The 18,766-nt window shown below is 72.7% G+C and carries 15 protein-coding genes and 3 pseudogenes; 13 read left to right on the forward strand and 5 right to left on the reverse strand.

The annotated features are described in order from the left end of the window. From FYX01_RS08795 to FYX01_RS08805, 3 genes and pseudogenes are all read right to left on the reverse strand, one after another. A pseudogene (locus FYX01_RS08795) lies at nucleotides 1-276 on the reverse strand (glycoside hydrolase family 16 protein); the annotation flags it as partial. A 349-nt stretch (nucleotides 277-625) separates the two neighbouring features. Beyond that, nucleotides 626-1,630 (reverse strand): ABC transporter substrate-binding protein, encoded by a 1,005-nt coding sequence (locus tag FYX01_RS08800; RefSeq protein ID WP_150239457.1) that lies wholly within the window; start codon nucleotides 1,628-1,630, stop codon nucleotides 626-628. A gap of 115 nt (nucleotides 1,631-1,745) precedes the next feature. After that, entirely contained in the window at nucleotides 1,746-2,516 is a 771-nt protein-coding gene (locus tag FYX01_RS08805) for a siderophore-interacting protein (RefSeq protein ID WP_150240040.1), read from the reverse strand. Nucleotides 2,517-2,867: 351 nt separating this feature from the next. Here FYX01_RS08805 and FYX01_RS08810 point away from each other — a divergent pair, with 351 nt between their 5' ends. The 3 genes from FYX01_RS08810 (at nucleotide 2,868) to FYX01_RS08820 (ending at nucleotide 7,305) form a co-directional block, all read left to right on the forward strand. Next, nucleotides 2,868-4,649, forward strand: a complete 1,782-nt coding sequence (locus FYX01_RS08810; protein ID WP_150239459.1) for an ABC transporter ATP-binding protein — start codon at nucleotides 2,868-2,870, stop codon at nucleotides 4,647-4,649. 35 nt (nucleotides 4,650-4,684) lie between these two features. Next, nucleotides 4,685-6,457, forward strand: a complete 1,773-nt coding sequence (locus FYX01_RS08815; protein ID WP_150240042.1) for an ABC transporter ATP-binding protein — start codon at nucleotides 4,685-4,687, stop codon at nucleotides 6,455-6,457. A 329-nt stretch (nucleotides 6,458-6,786) separates the two neighbouring features. Then, nucleotides 6,787-7,305, forward strand: coding sequence for a hypothetical protein (locus FYX01_RS08820; RefSeq protein ID WP_150239461.1), 519 nt, complete (start codon nucleotides 6,787-6,789; stop codon nucleotides 7,303-7,305). Nucleotides 7,306-7,414: 109 nt separating this feature from the next. Here the strand turns inward: FYX01_RS08820 and FYX01_RS08825 are convergent. Beyond that, nucleotides 7,415-7,992: pseudogene (locus FYX01_RS08825) on the reverse strand (siderophore-interacting protein); the annotation flags it as partial. Between the two features lie 205 nt (nucleotides 7,993-8,197). Here FYX01_RS08825 and FYX01_RS08830 point away from each other — a divergent pair. Continuing rightward, complete coding sequence (locus FYX01_RS08830; RefSeq protein ID WP_150239463.1) at nucleotides 8,198-8,569, forward strand: VOC family protein; 372 nt, start codon at nucleotides 8,198-8,200, stop codon at nucleotides 8,567-8,569. Nucleotides 8,570-8,920: 351 nt separating this feature from the next. Next, on the forward strand, nucleotides 8,921-9,472 hold the full coding sequence (locus tag FYX01_RS08835; protein ID WP_190394242.1) for a VanZ family protein: 552 nt from the start codon (nucleotides 8,921-8,923) through the stop codon (nucleotides 9,470-9,472). A 143-nt stretch (nucleotides 9,473-9,615) separates the two neighbouring features. Here FYX01_RS08835 and pdxR read toward each other — a convergent pair whose 3' ends face one another. Beyond that, complete coding sequence (gene pdxR / locus FYX01_RS08840) at nucleotides 9,616-11,037, reverse strand: MocR-like pyridoxine biosynthesis transcription factor PdxR (protein ID WP_150239467.1); 1,422 nt, start codon at nucleotides 11,035-11,037, stop codon at nucleotides 9,616-9,618. Nucleotides 11,038-11,104: 67 nt separating this feature from the next. Here pdxR and FYX01_RS08845 point away from each other — a divergent pair, with 67 nt between their 5' ends. The 8 genes and pseudogenes from FYX01_RS08845 to FYX01_RS08880 all read left to right on the forward strand — a co-directional run. After that, nucleotides 11,105-11,746 carry a pyridoxamine 5'-phosphate oxidase family protein gene (locus FYX01_RS08845; RefSeq protein WP_150239470.1) on the forward strand — a complete coding sequence of 214 codons (642 nt, stop codon included), beginning with the start codon at nucleotides 11,105-11,107 and terminating at the stop codon, nucleotides 11,744-11,746. A 410-nt stretch (nucleotides 11,747-12,156) separates the two neighbouring features. Next, entirely contained in the window at nucleotides 12,157-14,985 is a 2,829-nt protein-coding gene (locus FYX01_RS08850; RefSeq protein WP_150239472.1) for a DUF4040 family protein, read from the forward strand. Then, the gene (locus tag FYX01_RS08855) at nucleotides 14,982-15,290 is read left to right on the forward strand and encodes a sodium:proton antiporter (RefSeq protein ID WP_150239474.1); all 309 of its coding nucleotides are present in this window, start codon (nucleotides 14,982-14,984) and stop codon (nucleotides 15,288-15,290) included. Before FYX01_RS08850 ends, FYX01_RS08855 begins: the two co-directional genes overlap by 4 nt. Continuing rightward, nucleotides 15,287-16,816: a monovalent cation/H+ antiporter subunit D family protein gene (locus FYX01_RS08860; RefSeq protein ID WP_150239476.1), complete on the forward strand. Its 1,530-nt coding sequence runs from the start codon at nucleotides 15,287-15,289 to the stop codon at nucleotides 16,814-16,816. Before FYX01_RS08855 ends, FYX01_RS08860 begins: the two co-directional genes overlap by 4 nt. Then, nucleotides 16,813-17,199, forward strand: a complete 387-nt coding sequence (locus FYX01_RS08865; protein ID WP_150239478.1) for a Na+/H+ antiporter subunit E — start codon at nucleotides 16,813-16,815, stop codon at nucleotides 17,197-17,199. Before FYX01_RS08860 ends, FYX01_RS08865 begins: the two co-directional genes overlap by 4 nt. Nucleotides 17,200-17,237: 38 nt before the next feature. Continuing rightward, on the forward strand, nucleotides 17,238-17,453 hold the full coding sequence (locus FYX01_RS08870) for an MrpF/PhaF family protein (RefSeq protein ID WP_394350450.1): 216 nt from the start codon (nucleotides 17,238-17,240) through the stop codon (nucleotides 17,451-17,453). Further along, entirely contained in the window at nucleotides 17,450-17,812 is a 363-nt protein-coding gene (gene mnhG / locus FYX01_RS08875) for a monovalent cation/H(+) antiporter subunit G (protein WP_150239482.1), read from the forward strand. The genes FYX01_RS08870 and mnhG overlap by 4 nt, the downstream gene beginning before the upstream one ends. A gap of 101 nt (nucleotides 17,813-17,913) precedes the next feature. After that, nucleotides 17,914-18,455: pseudogene (locus tag FYX01_RS08880) on the forward strand (ABC transporter ATP-binding protein); the annotation flags it as partial. Nucleotides 18,456-18,766 lie beyond the last annotated feature (311 nt).

The following is an 18,766-nucleotide window of genomic DNA, read 5'->3' on the forward strand; positions in this document are numbered from 1 at the left end:
GCGGTTGTCGGTGTAGTTCTGGAGTTCGTTGTTGCCCCAGCCGTGGTCGCCGGTTTCGTGGTTCCAGTTGGCGGGGTTGGGTGCGCTGCCGGCGGGGCCCTCGAAGTCGTCTTGCCACACCAGGTCGCCGGGGGCGGCGCTCAGGTCGGCGTTGGCCTCGGCCGGGGTGCTCCCGCTCCAGTGCGGTGCGGTGAGGACCGCCGCGGTGAGGGCGACGGAGGCGGCCACCGCCGTGGAGGCGGCGGTGGCGCGTCGGACGTTCTTCCTCGTGCTCATGGCGTCCTTCGGGAGTAGGGGACAGGGCCGCCGACCGCCGGGACACGTGCGGATTAGCGGGTGCCGTACGGGCCGTGGCGGGGGGACCCTGCGTGGGCGGGCGTCCACTGAATGGATGTTAAGTTACTGTACGTACGCGGACATGCACGAACAAGGGGTGTTGGCGATATTTCGGGAACATTCTCGTGGGGTGCATGTGACTTGAGAGGTATGTGAGGTTTTCGCTGTACGTCGTTTCCGTCCGTCACGGCGGAGGGGCGGCACCCGCCGACGGCACCCGAAACCGGCCGGGAAACGGCGCGGGCCCCGCGAAGCACACGCTTCGCGGGGCCCGGCTCCGTCCGGGGCGTCAGCCCTCCAGGGTCTCCTGGATCAACGGGACGATCCCGTCCAGCGCGTAGGAGGTGCCCAGGGCCGAGCCGCTGGAGAAGGCGTTGGCCAGCTCCATGTCGTCCAGGATGATCAGGCGGCCGTCCTCGGCGGAGGGGATGCTCTGCAGGACCGGGTCCTCGTGCAGGAACTCCGCGGTGCCGCCGATGGGGAAGATGACGGTCAGGTCCGCGTCCAGGACCTCCACCAGCTCCGGGCTCAGGTCCGCGTAGAACGCGCCGTCGGCCATCTCGGTGATCTCGGACTCGTACTGGAACCCGAGGTCCTGGAGCAGGTCCACCCGTGAGTCGCCGGGGACGTAGGCGCCGTACTGGCCGTCGTAGTACGCGCCGACCGCGATGGTCATGTCCGCGAACCCGGGGTTGTCCTCGCGGATCTGGGCGAAGCGGTCCTCCAGGTCCTCGACGATCTCCTCGCCCTTCTCCTCCTCGCCGAGCACCTGGGCGACCTGGCGGGTCTGCTGCCGCCAGGTGGTGCCGTAGGTGACCTCCACACCGGGCGGCGGGCCCACCACCGGTGCCACCGGCGAGAGCAGGTCGTAGCGCTCCTGGCTGTTGTCGGAGCGGGTGTCGAGGATGACGTCGGGCTCCAGGGAGGCGATCGCCTCCAGGTTGGGCTCCATGGTGCCGACCTCGGCCGGCTCCTCGTCGAACAGGTCGGCCGCCCAGGGGCCCACGCCCGTGCCGCCGTAGCCCTGCCAGTCGGCCACGCCGACCGGCTGCACGCCCAGGGCGAGGGCGGTCTCGGCGTCGGACCAGCCCGTGGCGACGACGTTGGCCGGCTTGTCATCGATCGTCACGTCGCCGAACAGGGTCTCGACGGTGACCGGGTAGCCCTCGGCGGCCGCGCCGTCCGACCCGCCCTCCCCGGAGTCGGCGGCCTGGCCACCGCAGGCGGCGAGCAGCAGGAGGGACAGCGCACCGGCGGCGATCGAGCCGCCGCGGGTCAGGGGACCGCGGTTCATGGAGCCTCATTCGGTCGGGTAATTAAGCTTAGCCTTGCCTAAGCAAAAGCCATGTTGGAGGAGTCGGCGGCGTTGCGCAAGCCCGTGCGCGGGCCCGCGTGGAGGCGTCGCGTCGTCACGGGTAGGCCTCCACGCCGTGGCGCCAGTAGCCGATGAAGGTGATGTCGTCCTTGGGGACGCCGTGTTCGCGCACCAGTGTGCGGCGCAGCTCGGTGGGCAGGACGTTCTCCCCGGCCACGAAGCAGTAGGGGCGGCCCTCGGGCAGGTCGATCCCGCGCACGGTCTCCAGGGCCAGCCGTCCGGGCACCGCGTGCGGGTCGGTGCGGGGCAGCCAGCGCACCTCCACCCCGGACGGGGCCCGCACGGGGCGGACGTCGGCGCTGGAGGGCACCTCCAGGAACGCTTGTCCCCGCAGGCCCTCGGGTGCCTGTTCGAGGATGGACAGCAGCGCGGGCACGGCGCTCTCGTCGCCCACCAGCAGGTGCCAGTCGCTGTCCTCGGAGGGCAGGTAGTAGACCCCCTCCGGGTACAGCCCCAGCTCGTCGCCCTCGCGGGCGCCCAGGGCCCACGCCGAGGCCGGGCCCTCGTCCCCGTGCGCGACGAACTCGATGTCCATCTCCAGCGCCTCGGGGTCGAAGCGGCGGACGGTGTAGTTGCGCACGTGCGGGCGCCGGTCGTCGGGCATGGCGCGGAACGCGGCCACCCATCCGTCGTCCTCGGCGGCGGCCGGCAGGTGCAGCCGGTCCTGGCCAGGCCTGGGGAAGAGGATCCTCGTGCACTGGTCCAGGCCCAGGAACTCGAACTCGGCCAACTCCTCCCCGGTGAGCGTCACCGTGAGGAAGTGGTCGGTGGTGCGCTCGGTGCGCGCCACCCTGGTCCGGATCATGGTGCGGCGGCTCGGATGCCTGATACGCAAGGCGAGGGCCCCTCTGGTTGTTCCGCGGCGGAGGGTCATGGAGAATCCGGTTTGCCGGTTTCCGGCCGCGGTGACCGTTGTCATTCCGGGAAAGGTTAGCCTAACCAAGGTCGATGTGGCGATTCAGGGCCCGTTTCCCGGGGACGCGGTGGACGCCGCGGCCGGGCCGCGTCCACCGGCCAGGAGAGCGGGGACACGGCCCACCCGGCGGTACCGACCGGTACACCAGCCCGGCCCAGGCACGACACGGCAGGAGAGAGAACACCGGATGAGCACACGTCCGTACGGGGTCGCGCGCCCCGCACCGAGGGGACGCGCCGCGTGAGTGCCGTCGCCCCCGCCCCCGCCGACGCCGAACGGGACCGGCCGGCTCCGGGCGCCCCTCCCGCCCCCGATCCCCAGGCCGCCCCCGCCAGCGTGCGCGCCCTGCGCGGGCGCACCCTGCGACGCAACCGCCGCCACGTCACCCTCGGCGTGGTCCTGCTCTCCCTGCACCAGGTCGCCGAGGCCCTCGTCCCCGTCGCCATCGGCCTGACCATCGACTGGGCCGTCGTCCCCGGCGACGTCCGCGCCCTGGCGGTCTGCGTCGCGGGCATGGCGGTGCTCTTCACCGTCCTGGCCCTGGCCTACCGCACCGGCGCCCGCTTCTCCCTGCGCGCCACCGAGAACGAGGCCCACCTGCTGCGGGTGGAGGCCGCCCGTCGCGCCCTGGACCCCCGCGGTGAGCGCAGCGGCCTGCGCGCGGGCGAGGTGCTCTCGGTGGCCACCTCCGACGCCGAACAGGCGGCCCAGTACGTGCGCGCCTGGTCGGCGTCGATCGCCGTCGTGGTCGCCATCATCGTCACCACCGTCGCCCTGCTGACCGTCGACGTCCCCCTCGGCATCGGAGTGCTCGTCGGCGTTCCCCTGCTCATGCTCCTGCTGCGTTTTCCCGCCGCCCGGATCACCCGGCGCAGCGAGGCCAAGCAGGCCACCGCGGCCGGGGCCACGGCCCTGGCCACCGACCTGGTCAGCGGTCTGCGCGTCCTGATGGGCATCGGCGCCCGGCACAACGCCGCCGCACGCTACCGCGCGGCCAGCGCCCGCGCCCTGGACGCCTCGGTCGGCGCCGCCGCCAGCAACGGCCTCTACCGGGGACTGGTCACCGCCGCCAGCGCCCTCTTCCTCGCCTGCGTGGCGGGCGTGGCCGGGTGGATGGCGCTCAACGGCCGCCTCAGCGTCGGCGAACTCGTCATCGTCATCGGCCTGGCCCAGTTCCTGGCCGAACCCGTCCAGGGACTGGGCATGGTCGGCCAGCTGTTCGCCACCGCACGCGCCTCCGCCCAGCGGCTGGTACGCCTGCTCAACGCGCCCGACGCCCTCACCCCGGGTGACCGCTCCTGCGGGGACGACCCGGCCGTGTCCCTGTCCGGAGTCGACTACCGCACCCTGCGCGGCGTGGACCTCGAACTCGCCCCAGGAGAGCTGGTGGGCGTGCTCACCACCGACCCCCGCGACGCCGAGGCGCTGCTGGAGCTGCTCTCGGGCCGGGCCGACCCCGAACGGGTGCGCGGCACGCTCGCGGTGGGCGGTGTGCCCGTCCGCGAACTCGGCCTGGACGCCCTGCGCGGCACGGTCCTGGTGGAGGAGCACGGCGCCGCCCTGTTCGAGGGCACCCTGCGCTCCAACCTGGCGGTCCGAGCGGGGGCCGACGAGGAGCGGCTCATGGACGCCCTGCGCGCCGCCGCGGCCGAGGACCTGGTCAGCGGCCACACCGAGGGCCTGGACCGGCCGGTCGCCGACCGCGCCGCCAACCTCTCGGGCGGCCAGCGCCAGCGTGTGGCCCTGGCCCGGGCCCTGGTCGCCGACCCCCCCGTGCTGGTACTGCACGACCCCACCACCGCCGTGGACGCGGTCACCGAGGAGGCCATCGCCCGGGGCGTGACCGCCGCCCGGGAGGGACGGACCCCGGCCGGGGCGACCCTGGTCGTGGCCAACAGCCCGGCGCTGCTGGCCCGCGCCGACCGTGTCGTGGTGCTCGTCGAGGGACGGGTCCACCGCACGGGGACACACGCGCGCCTGGTCGAGGAGGACCGGCACTACGGAGAGGCGGTGCTGCGATGAGCACGGCGGCGGAGGCCCCGGAGACCACGGAGGCCATGGAGACAGCGGCGAACGAACACGGTGGACTGCTGCCCACCGCCTCGGCCCGCCGCACCTGGGCGGTACTCGGCGACGGGGTGCGCCGCACCGGCTGGAGCACCCCTCTGGCCCTGGCCACCGTGCTCGCGGGCAGCGCCGCCGGACTGGTCGCCCCGTGGGTGCTGGGCCGGATGGTCGACCACATCTCCGCGGGCAGGAGCCTGGACACCGTGCTGTCCTCGGCCGCCCTGATCGCCGTGACGGGTGTGCTCGGCGGCCTGCTGGTGGGTGTGGGCGGCTGGCTGGTCAGCCGGGTCGGCGAGACCGTCCTGGCCCGTCTGCGCGAACGCGTCATGGACCGCGTGCTGCGCATGCCCGCCGCCCGCCTGGAACGGGTCCGCATCGGCGACCTGCTCTCCCGTGTGGGCGACGACGTCGCCGTGGTCACCATGAGCATCGCCCGCACCGGCCCCGACGTGGTCGTGGCCCTGGCCACCGTGCTGCTGACCGCCGCGGGCATGACCGCCCTGGACTGGCGTCTGGGCCTGGCCGGAATGCTCTCCCTGCCGGTGTACGTGCTGGCGGTGCGCTGGTACCTGCCGCGCTCGGGCCCCTACTACGCCCGCGAGCGCGTCGCCATGGGCGAGCGCTCGCACGCGATGATGGGCGCGCTGCGCGGGCGGCGCACCGTGCGCGCCTACCGCCTGGAGGACGAGCACGAGGACCGTGTCCGCGGCCGGTCCCGCGACGCCATGGACATCACGGTCGCGGTGTTCCGGCTCTTCACCCGGTTCGGCTCCCGGCTCAACGGCGCCGAGTGCGTCGGACTGACCTCCGTGCTGGTGGTCGGGTTCTGGCTGGTGCGCGGCGACCTGGCCACCGTCGGCATGGTCACCGCCGCCGCCCTGTACTTCCACCGCCTGTTCGGACCGATGATCTTCCTGGTCATGAACTTCAACGAGGTGCAGTCGGCCGGGGCGAGCCTGGCCCGCCTGGCGGGTGTGGCCGACCTTCCGGTGGAGGCGGGGCCGGAGACCGAGGAGGGCCCGGCGGGTGCTTCGGTGCGCGTCGACGCGGTCACCCACTCCTACGGCACCGGCGGTCCGCCCGCCCTGGAGGAGGTGTCGCTGGAGGTCGCCCCGGGCGAGCGCGTGGCCCTGGTCGGGGCCAGCGGCGCGGGCAAGACCACCCTGGCCGCCCTGGTCGGCGGGTTGCGCACGCCCACGGCCGGAAGCGTGTACCTGGGCGGGATCCCCCTGGAGGAACTGGGGGAGCGGCGGGTGCGCGAACACGTCTTCCTCGTCAGTCAGGAGACCCACGTGTTCGCCGGAACCCTGCTGGAGGACCTGCGCCTGGCCCGTGCCGGGGCCACCGAGGCCGAGGCGGAGGCCGCGCTGGAGGCGGTCGGCGCCCTGGAGTGGGTGCGCGCCCTGCCCGAGGGCCTGGAGACGGTGGTCGGCGAGGTCGGGCACGCCCTGACCGCCGAGCAGGCCCAGCACCTGGCCCTGGCCCGCCTGGTCCTGGCCGACCCGGACGTGGCCGTCCTGGACGAGGCCACCGCCGAGGCGGGCAGCTCGGGCGCCCGGCGCCTGGAGCGGGCGGCCGCCGCGGCCACGGCCGGACGCACGACCCTGGTGGTGGCGCACCGGCTGACCCAGGCGGAGACGGCCGACCGGGTCGTGGTCATGGACGGGGGGCGGATCGTCGAGCAGGGCACGCACGCCGACCTGGTCGCCGCCGGGGGGCGCTACTCCGGCCTGTGGCGCAGCTGGCGGGGCACGCCGGCCTGAGGGGCGGGGCCGCGGTGGGCCGGGAGAACTCCTTCGCGCGCTGGGGGAGGGCCGTCCGTTCCCGACCGTGCGGTTCCCGGGGCCGCACGGTCGGCACACCCTTCGAGGCGGTGCCCATGCCCGGTCAATTCCGCGTCGGTTTTTCCTCAAGGGCCACTGTGTCGGGCGGCTCCGTCAGGGTGCGCGCCGAGAGCCTGTCTGTCGTACGCACACCCGCGGCCCCCGTCCGGGGACCCGCAGGACGGGCGCCGCCTCCGTACGCGGCGACCCGCCCCGGTCCGCATCCGGGGGACGCGCCTGCGCAGGGTGCACGCAGCCGGGAGGAAACGATGTCGCCAGCCCTCACCCGCCTTGCCGCCACCGCGCTGGTAGGAACCGTGCTGGCGGTGCCCGCGCCGGTGGGCGCGCACGCGGACGGGACGGTGGACCGGGAACTGGCCTCGACGAAGAAGGCCCTGGACGAGTACGTGGACGAGGAGAGGGCGGTCGCCGACGGCTACCTGCCGGACGGGGAGTGCGTGGAGAGCTCCGAGGGCGTGATGGGCCACCACTACGTCAGATGGGACCGGATCGACCGGGAGCTGGACGCGCGTGCACCCGAGGCGCTGGTCTACCAGCCCGACGGCTACGGCGGCCGCGAGCTCGTCGCGGTGGAGTACTTCTACGCCGACGAGGACCAGGACGTCTCCACCGACGACGACCGGCCCCACCTCTTCGGACAGCCCTTCGACGGGCCCTCCGAGCCGCAGGCCCCGGGCCTGCCGGTCAACTACTCGCTGCACGTGTGGCTCTGGCAGGAGAACCCGGCCGGGCTGTTCAGCCCGTGGAACCCGGCGGGCTCCTGCTGAGGCGCGTGCCGGGGCGCTGACGCCGGTGGGGCGGCCGCGGTACCGGACACCGCGCCGACCGCCGCCGACCGCCGGCCGGCCGTACGGTGCGGTCCCCGGCCGCGCGTCCTCAGTCCATGGCGGACCGGCCGTGGCGCCAGTAGCCGATGAAGGCGATGTCGTCCTTGGGGACGCCGTGCTCGCGTACCAGGAAGCGGCGCAGCCCGGTGGGCAGGGCGTTCTCCCCGGCCACGAAGCAGTGGGGGCGGCCCTCGGGCAGTTCGGCGGCGCGGACCGTGTCCGGGGCGAGCTGCCCGGGCACCGCGTGCGGGTCGGTGCGGGGCAGCCAGCGCACCTCCGCCCCGGGCAGGCCGGGGGCGGACGCACGTCGTCGGCGGAGGGCACCTCCAGGTACACCAGCGCCCTCAGGTCCTCGGAGGCCTGCTCCAGGATCGACACCAGCGCGGGTACGGCGCTCTCGTCACCCACGAGCAGCTGCCAGTCGGTGTCCTCGGAGGGCAGGTGGTACACGCCGTCGGCGAGCATTCCCGCCTCGTCGCCGGGGACGGCGCGGGACGCCCAGGCCGAGGCCGGACCGGCGTCGCCGTGGTCGACGAACTCGATGTCCGTCTCCAGCGCGTCGGTGTCGAACCGCCGGACCGAGTAGCTGCGCACGTGCGGCTGACGGTTCGGGGGCATCGCGCGGAGCGGGAGCGTGCGACCCGTAGGGCGGGTCCTTGGCCTGTTCTGCCTCAAAGGGGAATCTACGTCGTAAAGGTGAAGGTTGGCTCATATGCATCCTTACGTGAGACGGCACTATCTGAGCTGAGAACCCCCATGTCACCCCCGATCACGCAAGGATGCCCCGGTGCGCGTCCTTCGGACTGTCGTAGTCGTCATGGACCATCGGCGCATGACACAGGCATCACACCGGCACCACGCCATCGACTACCTGGAGCTCACGGTCACCGACCTGGACCGGGCACGGCGCTTCTACTCCGACGCGTTCGGGTGGAGCTTCAACGACTACGGGCCCCAGTACACGGGGATCCGGAACCCGCGGGGCGCGGACGCACCCGAGGTGGGCGGACTCGCCCTGGGTGAGCAGGTGCGACCGGGCGGTCCCTTCGTGCTGCTGTACTCCACCGACCTGGACCGGTCCGCCGAGGCCGTGGCGGCCGCGGGCGGGCGCGTGGTGGAGGGCCCCTACACCTTCCCCGGCGGGCGCCGCTTCCACTTCACCGATCCCAGCGGCAACGAACTGGGTGTCTGGGCCGAGAGCTAGCTTGTCGCCGAACCTGCTTGCTTGTTCCCAGGACGGCTTGTAGCGCCCGTTCCGTTCTTCCGCGGGACCCCGTACCGGGGAGCAGGACGTTCGTTCCCGCTTCCCACGGGCCGCCCGGTACCCGGCTGGGAGAGTCCTGGATGCGAGAAACCATCGTCCCGCCGTGCGTCACGGCCGGGACGGTGGTTCTTCCGCCGCGTCCGTCACCGAACGGGGCGACCGGAAAGGTTCACCGTAACCACCCCACCACCATCGGCAGCCTCTGAGCCACGGTGATCCCCGTCGATGGCCCCATGGCGACTGCCGCGGTGTGGTGGAGTGGCCCGCATGGGTTTTTCCTCGGTGACGACCGTGCTGGAATCTTCCGTCGTCCTTTCCCCCCTCGTCGCACTGCTGGCCGCTGTGGTGGCCTGGGTTCGGGTGTGGCGGGGCCGTCCGTGGAAGCGGGCGGTCCCGGAAAGCGTGCTCGACGTGCTGCCCCTGGCCACGTTGTTTCCCATACTCGTCCTCACCCTGTTCAACCCGGGTAGTGGTGGCGCGATCTCCCTCGTACCCTTCTCCGACATGTCGAGCTCGGGGTTCGGGGGTATGACCGGGCTCTACCAGAACGGCGGGAACATCGCGTTGTTCATGCCGTTGGGAGCGTTGCTCCCGCTGGCGTGGGGACACCGGTTGGCGGGGTTCGCGCGGGTGACGGCCGTGGCGGCGACGGTGTCGGTGGGTGTGGAGGTACTTCAGTACGTCCTGGGCACCGGGCACGTCACCTCAGTGGACGACGTGCTCCTCAACAGCGCCGGAGCGCTGCTCGGGGCAGTGCTGACCTGGCCCTGGTGGCGTGCTGGGGCGCGGATGGACACCGATCCCTCGGCCGCTGTGGGCGCAGGGGGCGTTCGGGAAGGGTAGGCGGTACCCGAGGTGTCGCTTTCGTGGCGGTCTCAGCCGGAAAAGCACGCTCGGACCGCTCCGAACACCCAGAAGTCCGGGGCCGCTCGTTTCCCCGGTACGAGGACCTGGTGCCGGGGCCGGGGGCCGGTTCCCGGGAGGGGCTATCCTCCACCGCGTCGTCGGTCCGGGCCGTTCCCGGTGTGGCGGGCGATCACCTCGTTGAGGACCGCGCAGGCGCGGCGCAGGTCGGCGGGGTGCGCCGTGCCGTAGCCCAGGACCAGTCCGTGCACGGTCGGGACACCGTGGCTGTTGCGGGAGGTGTCGTCCACCAGGACGCCCCGTTCGGCGGCCTCGGCGACCACCGGGGCCACGGCGCGGGCGGGCAGCGGAAGCAGTACGTGCAGACCCGCGGTGTCCCCGGTCAGGCGGGGTCCGAGCAGGTCGATCAGCATCCTGCGGCGGCGGGCGTACTCCAGGCGCATCCGGCGCAGGTGCCGGTCGAGGTCGCCGCGCTCCAGCAGCAGGGCGGTCGCGGCCTGGACCGGCACGCTGGTGCGGTCGGACAGGCCGTGCCGGGTCTGGGCCAGGCGCTCCAGCAGCGGGGGCTCGGCGACGATCCAGCCGATGCCCACGTCGGGGGACAGGCTCTTGGAGAGGGTGCCGAGCAGGATGACCCGGCCGGGGTCCAGGCCGTACAGGGCGGGCAGGGGAGCCACGTCGTAGCGGAACTCGGCGTCGTAGTCGTCCTCCACGACCATGGCTCCGTTCGCGCGGGCCCAGGCCAGGAGGCGTTCGCGGCGCGGGATGGGCAGCCGTCCGCCGAGCGGGTACTGGTGGGCGGGGGTGGTGTGGACGACGGACAGGCCGCCGGGCAGTTCCTCGGTGAGGATGCCGTCGTGGTCGACCGGGCAGGAGAGCACCCGGGCCCCGCGCGCGGCCAGGATGGTGCGGGCCTTCTGGTAGCCGGGCTCCTCGACACCCGCGCGGGTGCCCGCGCCGAGCAGGGCGGCCCCGACCAGGTCCAGGCCGTTGCCGGTGCCACGGGTGACCATGACGTTCTCCGGCCCGATGCGCACACCCCGGGTCCGGCGCAGGTGTCCGGCGAGGAGTTCGCGCAGGCGGGGCAGACCCCGGGGGTCGGGGTCGTCGTCCGGGGCCTGTTCGGCCGCGTGCCGCCAGGCCCTGCGCCAGGCGGCGCGGTCGTGGTCGCGCACCCACGGCGCGCCCGGGCGCAGGTCGGTCATGCCGAGCCGCCGGGCCTGTTCCCGGGACCAGCGGGGCGTGACGGCCTCCGCCGGGGGCGACACGGCGACGGGTAGGACGTCGTGTTCGGTGACGAAGGTGCCCGAGCCGTGCCGTCCTTCGAGCCAGCCCTCGGCGTAGAGCTGCTGGTAGGCCTCGGTCACCACGGTCCTGCTGACGCCCAGCTGTGCGGCGAGGCCCCGGCTGGAGGGCAGGCGCTCGCCGGGTGCGAGCGTCCCTCCGGACATGGCCTCGCGCAGCGCGTCGGACAGTTGGACGGTGAGGGGCTCGGGGGCGGAGCGTTCCAGGTGGAAGGCCGGTTCGACGAGGCGCCGGGGCAAAGTGGTCCTTCGCTTTCGGGAAGAAGTGGCCATGGTGGGGTGTCCACTTGCTTCCTAGGCTAGCGCCATGCTCTCCACCACAGAACGCACCAGACTCCGCCGCGGCAAGCACAAGGCCCGGACCGACCACGCGGACCTGTACTCCCTGCTGGACGCGGGGATGGTCTGCCACCTGGGGGTGGTCGTCGACGGCGCGCCCATGGTGGTGCCCACCGGGTACGGGCGCGTCGGCGACACCCTCTACCTGCACGGCTCCACCGGAGCGCGGTCGCTGCGCGCGGGCGGCGAGGTGTGCGTCACCGTGACTCTGCTGGACGGTGTCGTGATGGCCAGGTCGGCCTTCCACCACTCGGTCAACCACCGCTCCGCCGTGGTCTACGGTGTGCCGCGCGTGGTCACGGACGAGCGGGAGCGGTGGGAGGGGATGCGCGCGCTGACCGAGCAGTTGGCTCCTGGACAGTGGGACGTGGTCCGCCGGCCGAACGCCAAGGAGATGGCGGCCACGCGCGTGCTGGCGCTGTCGCTGGAGGAGGCGTCGGTGAAGGTGCGCACCGGGCCGCCGGTGGACGAGGAGGAGGACCACGGCCTGCCTGTGTGGGCGGGTGTGCTGCCGGTGCGGCAGGTGTTCGGGGAACCGGAGCCGGACCCGGGTCTGGCACCGGGTGTGGAGGTGCCCGGCCATGTCGCCCGGCGGGCGCTGGAGGGGTAGCCCTCGGCGCGGTCGCGATTCGCGGGCGCGGCCCACGGGCACGGTGCCCGGCGCCTTCGGGCCCTGCACGGAGATGCGGGACCACCGGCCCACGGAGACGGTCCCTCCTTCTGCGCCGCCTCGTCGGTCGGCGGGGGCGCCGGTTCCCGCGGGGAGCCCCTCCCCCTGTCCGAGTGCCCTCCTCCCGCGTGGCGGGGGCCGCCGTCGTGTCCACCATGCTCTGAAAATTCGTGCTTTTAGCCGTGTGCCCGGCGTGTCCGGGGTTCGGGACGTCCGCTGCGGCCTGAGCATGGGGCCCGTGTCTTCTTCTGTTCGGTGACCGTCGGCCGCGTCGTCCCCGGGACGGCGCGGCCGTCCTTGGCATGCCCGCATGTTCGAGGAGGGACCGGAGATCGTGAAAGGACGGCGGTGTGCTCCTCCTCCTTGTCGTCGTACTCGCCGTGGTCACCCTGGCGGCCCCGGCCGTGGACCGCGTGCTCGGCCGCGAGACCGGATGGCCCGTGGCCGCGGTGCTCGCCCTGCTGACCGGACTGGTCCTGGCACGGGGCCGCCAGGTGCTGGTGGAGGGCCAGGTCCTGGAGGCCGCCCTGCCCTGGATGCCCGCCATCGGTGTGGGCCTGCACCTGCGGATGGACGGTCTGGCCTGGTTGTTCTGCGTGATCGTCCTCGGTGCGGGCGCGCTGGTCCTGGTCTACTCCGCCCGCTACCTCCCTCCGGGGCGGCAGGGCGGCTTCTACTTCCTGATGGGAGCCTTCACCCTGGCGATGACGGGGCTCGTCCTGGCCGACGACATCGTCCTGCTCTACGTCTTCTGGGAACTCACCACGATCTGCTCCTTCGCCCTGATCGGCCTGCCGGGGCCGAAGGCGGGCAGGCCCGCGGTGCGCACGTTCCTGCTGACCACGGCGGGTGGTCTGGCGCTGCTCACCGCCGTCATGCTGCTGTGGGTGCGCACCGGCACCACCAGGCTCAGCGAGATCCTGGCCGACACCTCCTGGACCCAGGATCCCGGGTTCGCCGTCGCCGTGGCGTCGCTGGTCGTCCTCGCCGTCCTGACCAAGTCGGCGCAGTTCCCCTTCCACTACTGGCTCCCCGACGCCATGGTCGCCAGTACTCCGGTGAGCGCCTACCTGCACGCCGCCGCGATGGTCAAGGCGGGCGTGTACCTGGCGATGCGGTTCTCGCCCGCCTTCGGCGACCTGGCGGTGTGGAACGCCGCCCTGATCTGCTTCGGACTGGCGACCGCCGTGATCGGTGCCGTGTTCGCGTTGCAGAAGGACGATCTGAAGGAACTGGTCGCCTACTCCACGATCAGCCAGTTGGGCTTCCTGGTCGCGGTGGTCGGCGTCGGTACCCCGCTGGCGCTCATCGCGGCGGCCGTGCACGTCCTGGCCCACTCGCTGTTCAAGTCGGCGCTGTTCATGGCGGTGGGCATCCTCGACCACCAGGCGGGGGCCAAGGAGGTGAGTGAGCTGAGCGGTCTGCGCCGGGCCATGCCGGTCACCACGGCGCTGAGCGCGTTGGCCGCTCTGTCCATGGCCGGGGTTCCGCCGCTGCTGGGCTTCGTCAGCAAGGAGAAGCTCTTCGAGGCGTTCCTGGAGGCTCCCGGCCCCGCCTGGGCCGGGCCCGTGGCCGGAACGGTCGCGGTGGTCGCCGCGTCCCTGACCTTCGCCTACGCATTCCGGTTCGTGTATCCGGTCTTCACCGGCCGAGGCCCGCGGACCCCCGGGCGGGACGCTCCCGAGGAGGCTCCCCGGCTCTTCCTGGCCGCGCCCGTGATCGCGTCCGCGGGTGGCCTGGCACTGGGGCTGGCCGTCCCGCTGCTGAACCCGGTGGCCGGCGCCGCCGCCTCCGACGCCGCCCACGCCGGGACCGAGGCGCACCTGGCGCTGTGGCACGGACTCACCCCGTCGCTGGGGATGTCGGTCGCCAGCCTGCTGCTCGGTGCGTTCCTGGCCTGGCGCACCGCCTCCGGCGCGGTCCTGGCCGGAAGGCGCCTCTTCCCCGTCCAGGGGACGACGGTCTTCGAGCGGCTGTACTCGGGTGTGACCACTGCAGGCGAGCGGATCGGGGACCTGACGCGCACCGACACGCCCACCCGCCACCTGGCCGCCCCGATCGTCCTGGTCGTCCTGCTCGCCGTGGCGGTGTTCACCGCCGACCTGGACTACGGCGTCCGGCCCGAGTCCGTCTCGCACCCCCAGGACTGGGTCCTGGTGGCGCTGTTCACCGCCGCCGTGGCCGCAGCGGTCCTGACCCGTTCGCGTCTGGCGGCTCTGGCCCTGGTCGGTGTCGCCGGGTTCGGCACCGCGCTGTGGTTCCTCCTCCTCGGCGCGCTCGACCTGGCGCTGACCCAGTTGCTGGTGGAGATCCTGACCGTGGTCATCGCGGTGCTGGTGCTGCGCCGCCTGCCCCGGGAGTTCCACCGGGTCCCCCGTGCGCGCAGGGCCGTGTTCGCCGCCGTCGCGGTCGCCACCGGGACCGCCGCGGGACTGGGCGCCTACGTGTTCACCGGGCGCAGGGAGCTGTCCTCGGTGGCCGAGTACTTCCTGTCCAACGCCCCGGAGGAAACCGGGGGCACCAACGTGGTCAACACCATCCTGGTCGACTACCGGCCCATGGACACCCTGGGAGAGCTCACCGTCCTGAGCGTGGCGGGTCTGATCGTCACCGCCACCCTGCACTCCGCCGGAATCCTCGGCAAGTGGAGCACGCGCCTGAGCGTGTCGATGGCGAGCCCCGCCTGGGAGGCCGACGACAACACCGTGATCATGCGCACCGTGACGCGCTGGCTGCTCCCGCTGCTGGTGCTGTGGTCGGTGTACCTGCTGCTGCGGGGCCACAGCGCCCCCGGGGGCGGGTTCATCGCCGGGCTGGTCGGCGGGGCCGGTTTCGCCCTGGTCTACCTGACCGCGCCCAGCGACTCGGTCACCCGTATCCGCCTGTCCTACCTGGCCACCATCGCAAGCGGCGTCACCGTGGCCGTCGGCGCGGGGCTGCTCGGGTACGTCGACGGTTCGTTCCTGCGCCCGCTGCACACCGGCCTCCCGGTGCCCTGGGGCGAGGTCCACGTCACCACCGCCCTCGTCTTCGACGCGGGCATCTACCTCACCGTGGTCGGTGTGCTGCTGACCGCGCTCAACCAGCTGGGACTGGAACGCCCCGACAGGCGCTTCGGCGAGGGGGCCGACGCCCGGGAGCGGGGCCGTGACGCGTCGTCCTCAGGAGGTACCCCATGACCCTGCCCATCGCGATCGGTGTCCTGGTCACCGGAGCCGTGTACCTGATCCTGCAGCGCGACATGGTCCGGATCATCCTGGGGTTCGTGTTGCTGGGGCACAGCGTGAACCTGCTGCTGCTGTCAGCGGGCGGCACGTTCCGGCGCGGCCGGCCCCTACTGGAGACGGCTCCGGCCGAGGAGGCGGCGGACCCGCTGCCGCAGGCCTTCGTGCTGACCGCGATCGTCATCACCTTCTCCATCACCATCTACATGTTCACCCTCGCCGCGGCCAGTGAGGACGACGACACGGAGGAAGCCTCGTGAACGCCGCGCTGCCTCTGCTGGTCGCGGTCCCGATCCTGGGCGCCGCCCTGCTCACCGTCCTGGAGGGACCCCGGTGGCTGCGCCGGGCCCTGCTGCTGACGATCGGCGCGGGCGCCCTGGCAGCGGGTACGTGCCTGGTCCAGCTCACCAGGAACGGGCAGGTGTACGCCCACGACCTCGGCCTGTGGCGCGACGGTGTGGCCATCCCGTTCGTGGTCGACGCCTTCAGCGCGCTGATGGTGACCACCACGGCCCTGCTGATCCTGGTCTGCTCGGTCTTCGCCGTGGCCACCGGAGAGGCCGACCGGCGGCTCTTCTCGCCACTGGTCCTGGTGCTCTCGGCCGGGGTGTACGGGGCACTGCTCACCGGCGACCTGTTCAACCTGTTCGTGTTCGTCGAGGTCCTGCTGGTGCCCTCCTACGGGCTGCTGACGATCGCGGGCACGCTCCGCGGCGTTCGGGGCGGACGGACCTACGTCACGGTCAGCCTGTTGACCTCGACCACCTTCCTCGCCGGTGTCGCGCTCGTCTACGGTGTGGCCGGGACCGTGCAGCTGGGCGAACTGGCCGGGGCCGCCCAGGAGTCACCGCTGGTGGCGTCGGGGATGGGCGTGGTGCTGCTGGCGTTGTGCGTCAAGGCGGCCGTGGTGCCGGTGCACGGCTGGCTGACGCGCTCCTACACCGCGCCCTCGCCCGCCGTGACGGCACTGTTCTCGGGGTTGCACACCAAGGTCGCCATCTACGCGGTCTACCGCCTGTACGCGGTGGTCTTCGACGGCGACTCCTCCCTGTTGTGGGTCGGGGTGCTGGTGTTCAGCGTGACCATGCTGGTCGGGGTCCTGGGCGCGGTGGGGGAGAAGTCCACCCGCTCGATCCTGGTGTTCCACATGATCAGCCAGATCGGCTACATCCTGCTCGGCGTCGCCCTGTTCACCGAGCTGGGCCTCATGGCGGGGATCTTCTACCTGGTCCACAACATGGTGGTGAAGGCGTCCCTGTTCCTGTCCACCGGTGCCGCCGAGCACACGTACGGCACGGGGGAGCTGGACCGGCTCGGCGGGCTGGCCCGACGCGAGCCCCTGCTGGCCCTGGCGTTCCTGGGCGCGGCGCTGTCCCTGGCCGGGCTGCCTCCCTTCTCCGGATTCGTCGCGAAGCTCGTCCTGATCACGGCCGCCTTCGAGGACGGCCGGTGGATGGCTGCCGCGGTGGCCGTCGTGGTCAGCCTCATCACCCTGATGTCGATGCTCAAGATCTGGGACGGCGTCTTCTGGAGCAAGGACCCCGAGGACGGGGAGGACCACGGGCCGGCGTCCGGGTCCGAGGGGGCGGGCGCCCCCGGGACGGTGACCGCCGGCGCTCCGGCGAAGCCCGGGGTCCGTCCCGCGGTCGTGCTCCCGGCCCTGGTCCTGACCGCCGTGTCGCTGGGCTTCGGTCTGGGGAGCCAGGTGCTGCTGGACCTGAGCGCGCAGGCGGCCGCGCACCTTGTGGACACCTCCACCTACGTCGAGGCGGTGACGAGTCGATGACCTCCTTCCTGCGCAGGGGCGCCGGAATCCTGTGGTTCCCCTTCTTCTACGGCTTCCAGGTGGTGACGTCCTCGGCCCGTCTGGGCTGGGACATCCTCACCCCGGGCAGCGCGTCCACCCCGGCGTTCGTCGAGGTGCCGCTGCGGTGCCGGACCGATCTGGAGATCACGGCGGTCGCCAACATGGTCTCCCTGACCGCCGGGACGGTGACGGTGGCGGTCCGGAAGGACCCACCCACCCTGTGGGTGCACGGGATGTACGCCAAGGACGACCAGGGCCTCCGGGACCACGTCCACACGATGGAGGACCGCCTGCTGGGCGTGACGCGCGCGGGCGGTGCCCCCGCACGACGGCCCGTGCCCGGGAAGGGGGGCGCGCGGTGAATCCCGTCGACATCGCTCTGGTGCTCGTCGTGGCGTCGATGGCCACGGCCGCCTACCGCATCCTGACCGGACCGACCAGGGCCGACCAGGGCGCCGCCACCGATGTGGTCTTCTTCGGCTTCGTCGGCGTCGTGGCCCTCCTCGGCATGCGGCTGGGGGCCGAGCTGGTGGTCGACCTCGTACTCGCGTGCACCCTGCTCGGCTTCGTGACCGCCCTTTCCCTGGCCCGACTGATCGCGGGAGGCAAGCGATGAGCACGTTCCTGGAGGTGCTCGGTGTGGTCTGTGCGGTGGCGGGGGCGCTCGTCTTCGCGGTGGGGACGTTCGGCCTGCTGCGGCTGCGCGACTTCTACGCGCGCCTGCACGGGATCAACATGGCCAGCGGTTTGGGCACGGCCCTGGTGCTGTTCGGCCTGCTGCTGCAGTTCCCCTCGTGGGAGAACGCGCTCAAGGTCGTTCTGGCCCTGCTCGTGCAGCTGGCCACGGCCGCTGTGGGAGGCAACGCGCTGGCCCGCGCGGGCTACCTCGCGGGGAGCCGGGCCTCGCCCGCGACCAGGCACGACGCTCTGGGCGAGGCGGCGGGGAACGGTGCCGACGGACCGGGGGCGACTTGAGGCGCGCGGGCGGCATGCCCGTGGCACGCCGTGCGGAGAGGTGGAAGACTCGGACCCACCGGTCCGCCGAGGCCGTGCCCCGCCCCCGGGAGAAGAGGTCCATGGCCGAGCAGGTCGTCGCCGTCGAGGATCTGAGGGTGCGCTACCCGGGAAGTGGGGCGCCCGCCGTCGAGTGGATGAGCTTCTCGGTGTCCCGGGGGAGGTCTTCGGCTTCCTCGGCCCGAGCGGAGCCGGGAAGTCCACGACCCAGCGGGTGCTGACCCGCCTCCTGCGCCGCTACGGGGGCGAGGTGCGGGTCCTGGGGCGCCCGCTGCGCCGGTGGGGACAGGACTACTTCGAGCGCGTGGGGGTCGGATTCGAGCTGTCCGCGGCGTTCGGCAGGCTCACCGCACGGGAGAACCTGGCGGCCTTCGCCTCGCTCTACCGGGGCCCGGTCGAGGAGCCGGACGAACTCCTGGCCCGGGTGGACCTGTCGGACGCCGCCGACCGGCGGGTCGACGACCTGTCCAAGGGGATGCGCATGCGCCTGAACCTGGCCCGGGCCCTGGTCAACCGGCCCGACCTGCTGTTCCTGGACGAGCCCACGTCGGGCCAGGACCCGGTGCGCGCCGCCCTGTTGCGCGGGGTCGTGCGCGAGGCCGCCGTGGCGTCGGCGGTACTTTTGAGGCGGACCTGGCGCTCCCTGCACGCGGTGTAGGGCCGGTCCTCTCCTCCGTCTCCGGTACGTGCTGGTCGGCTCGGGCCCGTTCCGCGCCACAGCCGAGGTGGAAGCGTGACGCCGCTTTCCTTCTCGGCCCGGTCAGGGACGGTTACCAGGTGGCTTTTGGTCGTTCTCCACAACTGGGACCGCCCAGAGTGCGTTGTCTTCGACATGGCGCTGCGGACCAGGAGACGAGAGGGTTGGACAGTGCCGTGTCCGTCGTGTCGCGGTTTCGCACATCGCTGGTCTACAGG

It is taken from the genome of Nocardiopsis quinghaiensis, from assembly GCF_008638365.1.
In the GTDB taxonomy this organism is placed as follows: Bacteria; Actinomycetota; Actinomycetes; order Streptosporangiales; family Streptosporangiaceae; genus Nocardiopsis; species Nocardiopsis quinghaiensis.

Bases quoted from the DNA above. Each gene is read 5' to 3' on its own strand.
- FYX01_RS08800 (WP_150239457.1), bottom strand. From the start codon at position 1,630: ATGAACCGCGGTCCCCTGACCCGCGGCGGCTCGATCGCCGCCGGTGCG.
- FYX01_RS08805 (WP_150240040.1), bottom strand. From the start codon at position 2,516: ATGATCCGGACCAGGGTGGCGCGCACCGAGCGCACCACCGACCACTTC.
- FYX01_RS08815 (WP_150240042.1), top strand. From the start codon at position 4,685: ATGGAGACAGCGGCGAACGAACACGGTGGACTGCTGCCCACCGCCTCG.
- FYX01_RS08820 (WP_150239461.1), top strand. From the start codon at position 6,787: ATGTCGCCAGCCCTCACCCGCCTTGCCGCCACCGCGCTGGTAGGAACC.
- FYX01_RS08830 (WP_150239463.1), top strand. From the start codon at position 8,198: ATGACACAGGCATCACACCGGCACCACGCCATCGACTACCTGGAGCTC.
- FYX01_RS08845 (WP_150239470.1), top strand. From the start codon at position 11,105: ATGCTCTCCACCACAGAACGCACCAGACTCCGCCGCGGCAAGCACAAG.
- FYX01_RS08855 (WP_150239474.1), top strand. From the start codon at position 14,982: ATGACCCTGCCCATCGCGATCGGTGTCCTGGTCACCGGAGCCGTGTAC.
- FYX01_RS08865 (WP_150239478.1), top strand. From the start codon at position 16,813: ATGACCTCCTTCCTGCGCAGGGGCGCCGGAATCCTGTGGTTCCCCTTC.
- FYX01_RS08870 (WP_394350450.1), top strand. From the start codon at position 17,238: ATGGCCACGGCCGCCTACCGCATCCTGACCGGACCGACCAGGGCCGAC.
- mnhG (WP_150239482.1), top strand. From the start codon at position 17,450: ATGAGCACGTTCCTGGAGGTGCTCGGTGTGGTCTGTGCGGTGGCGGGG.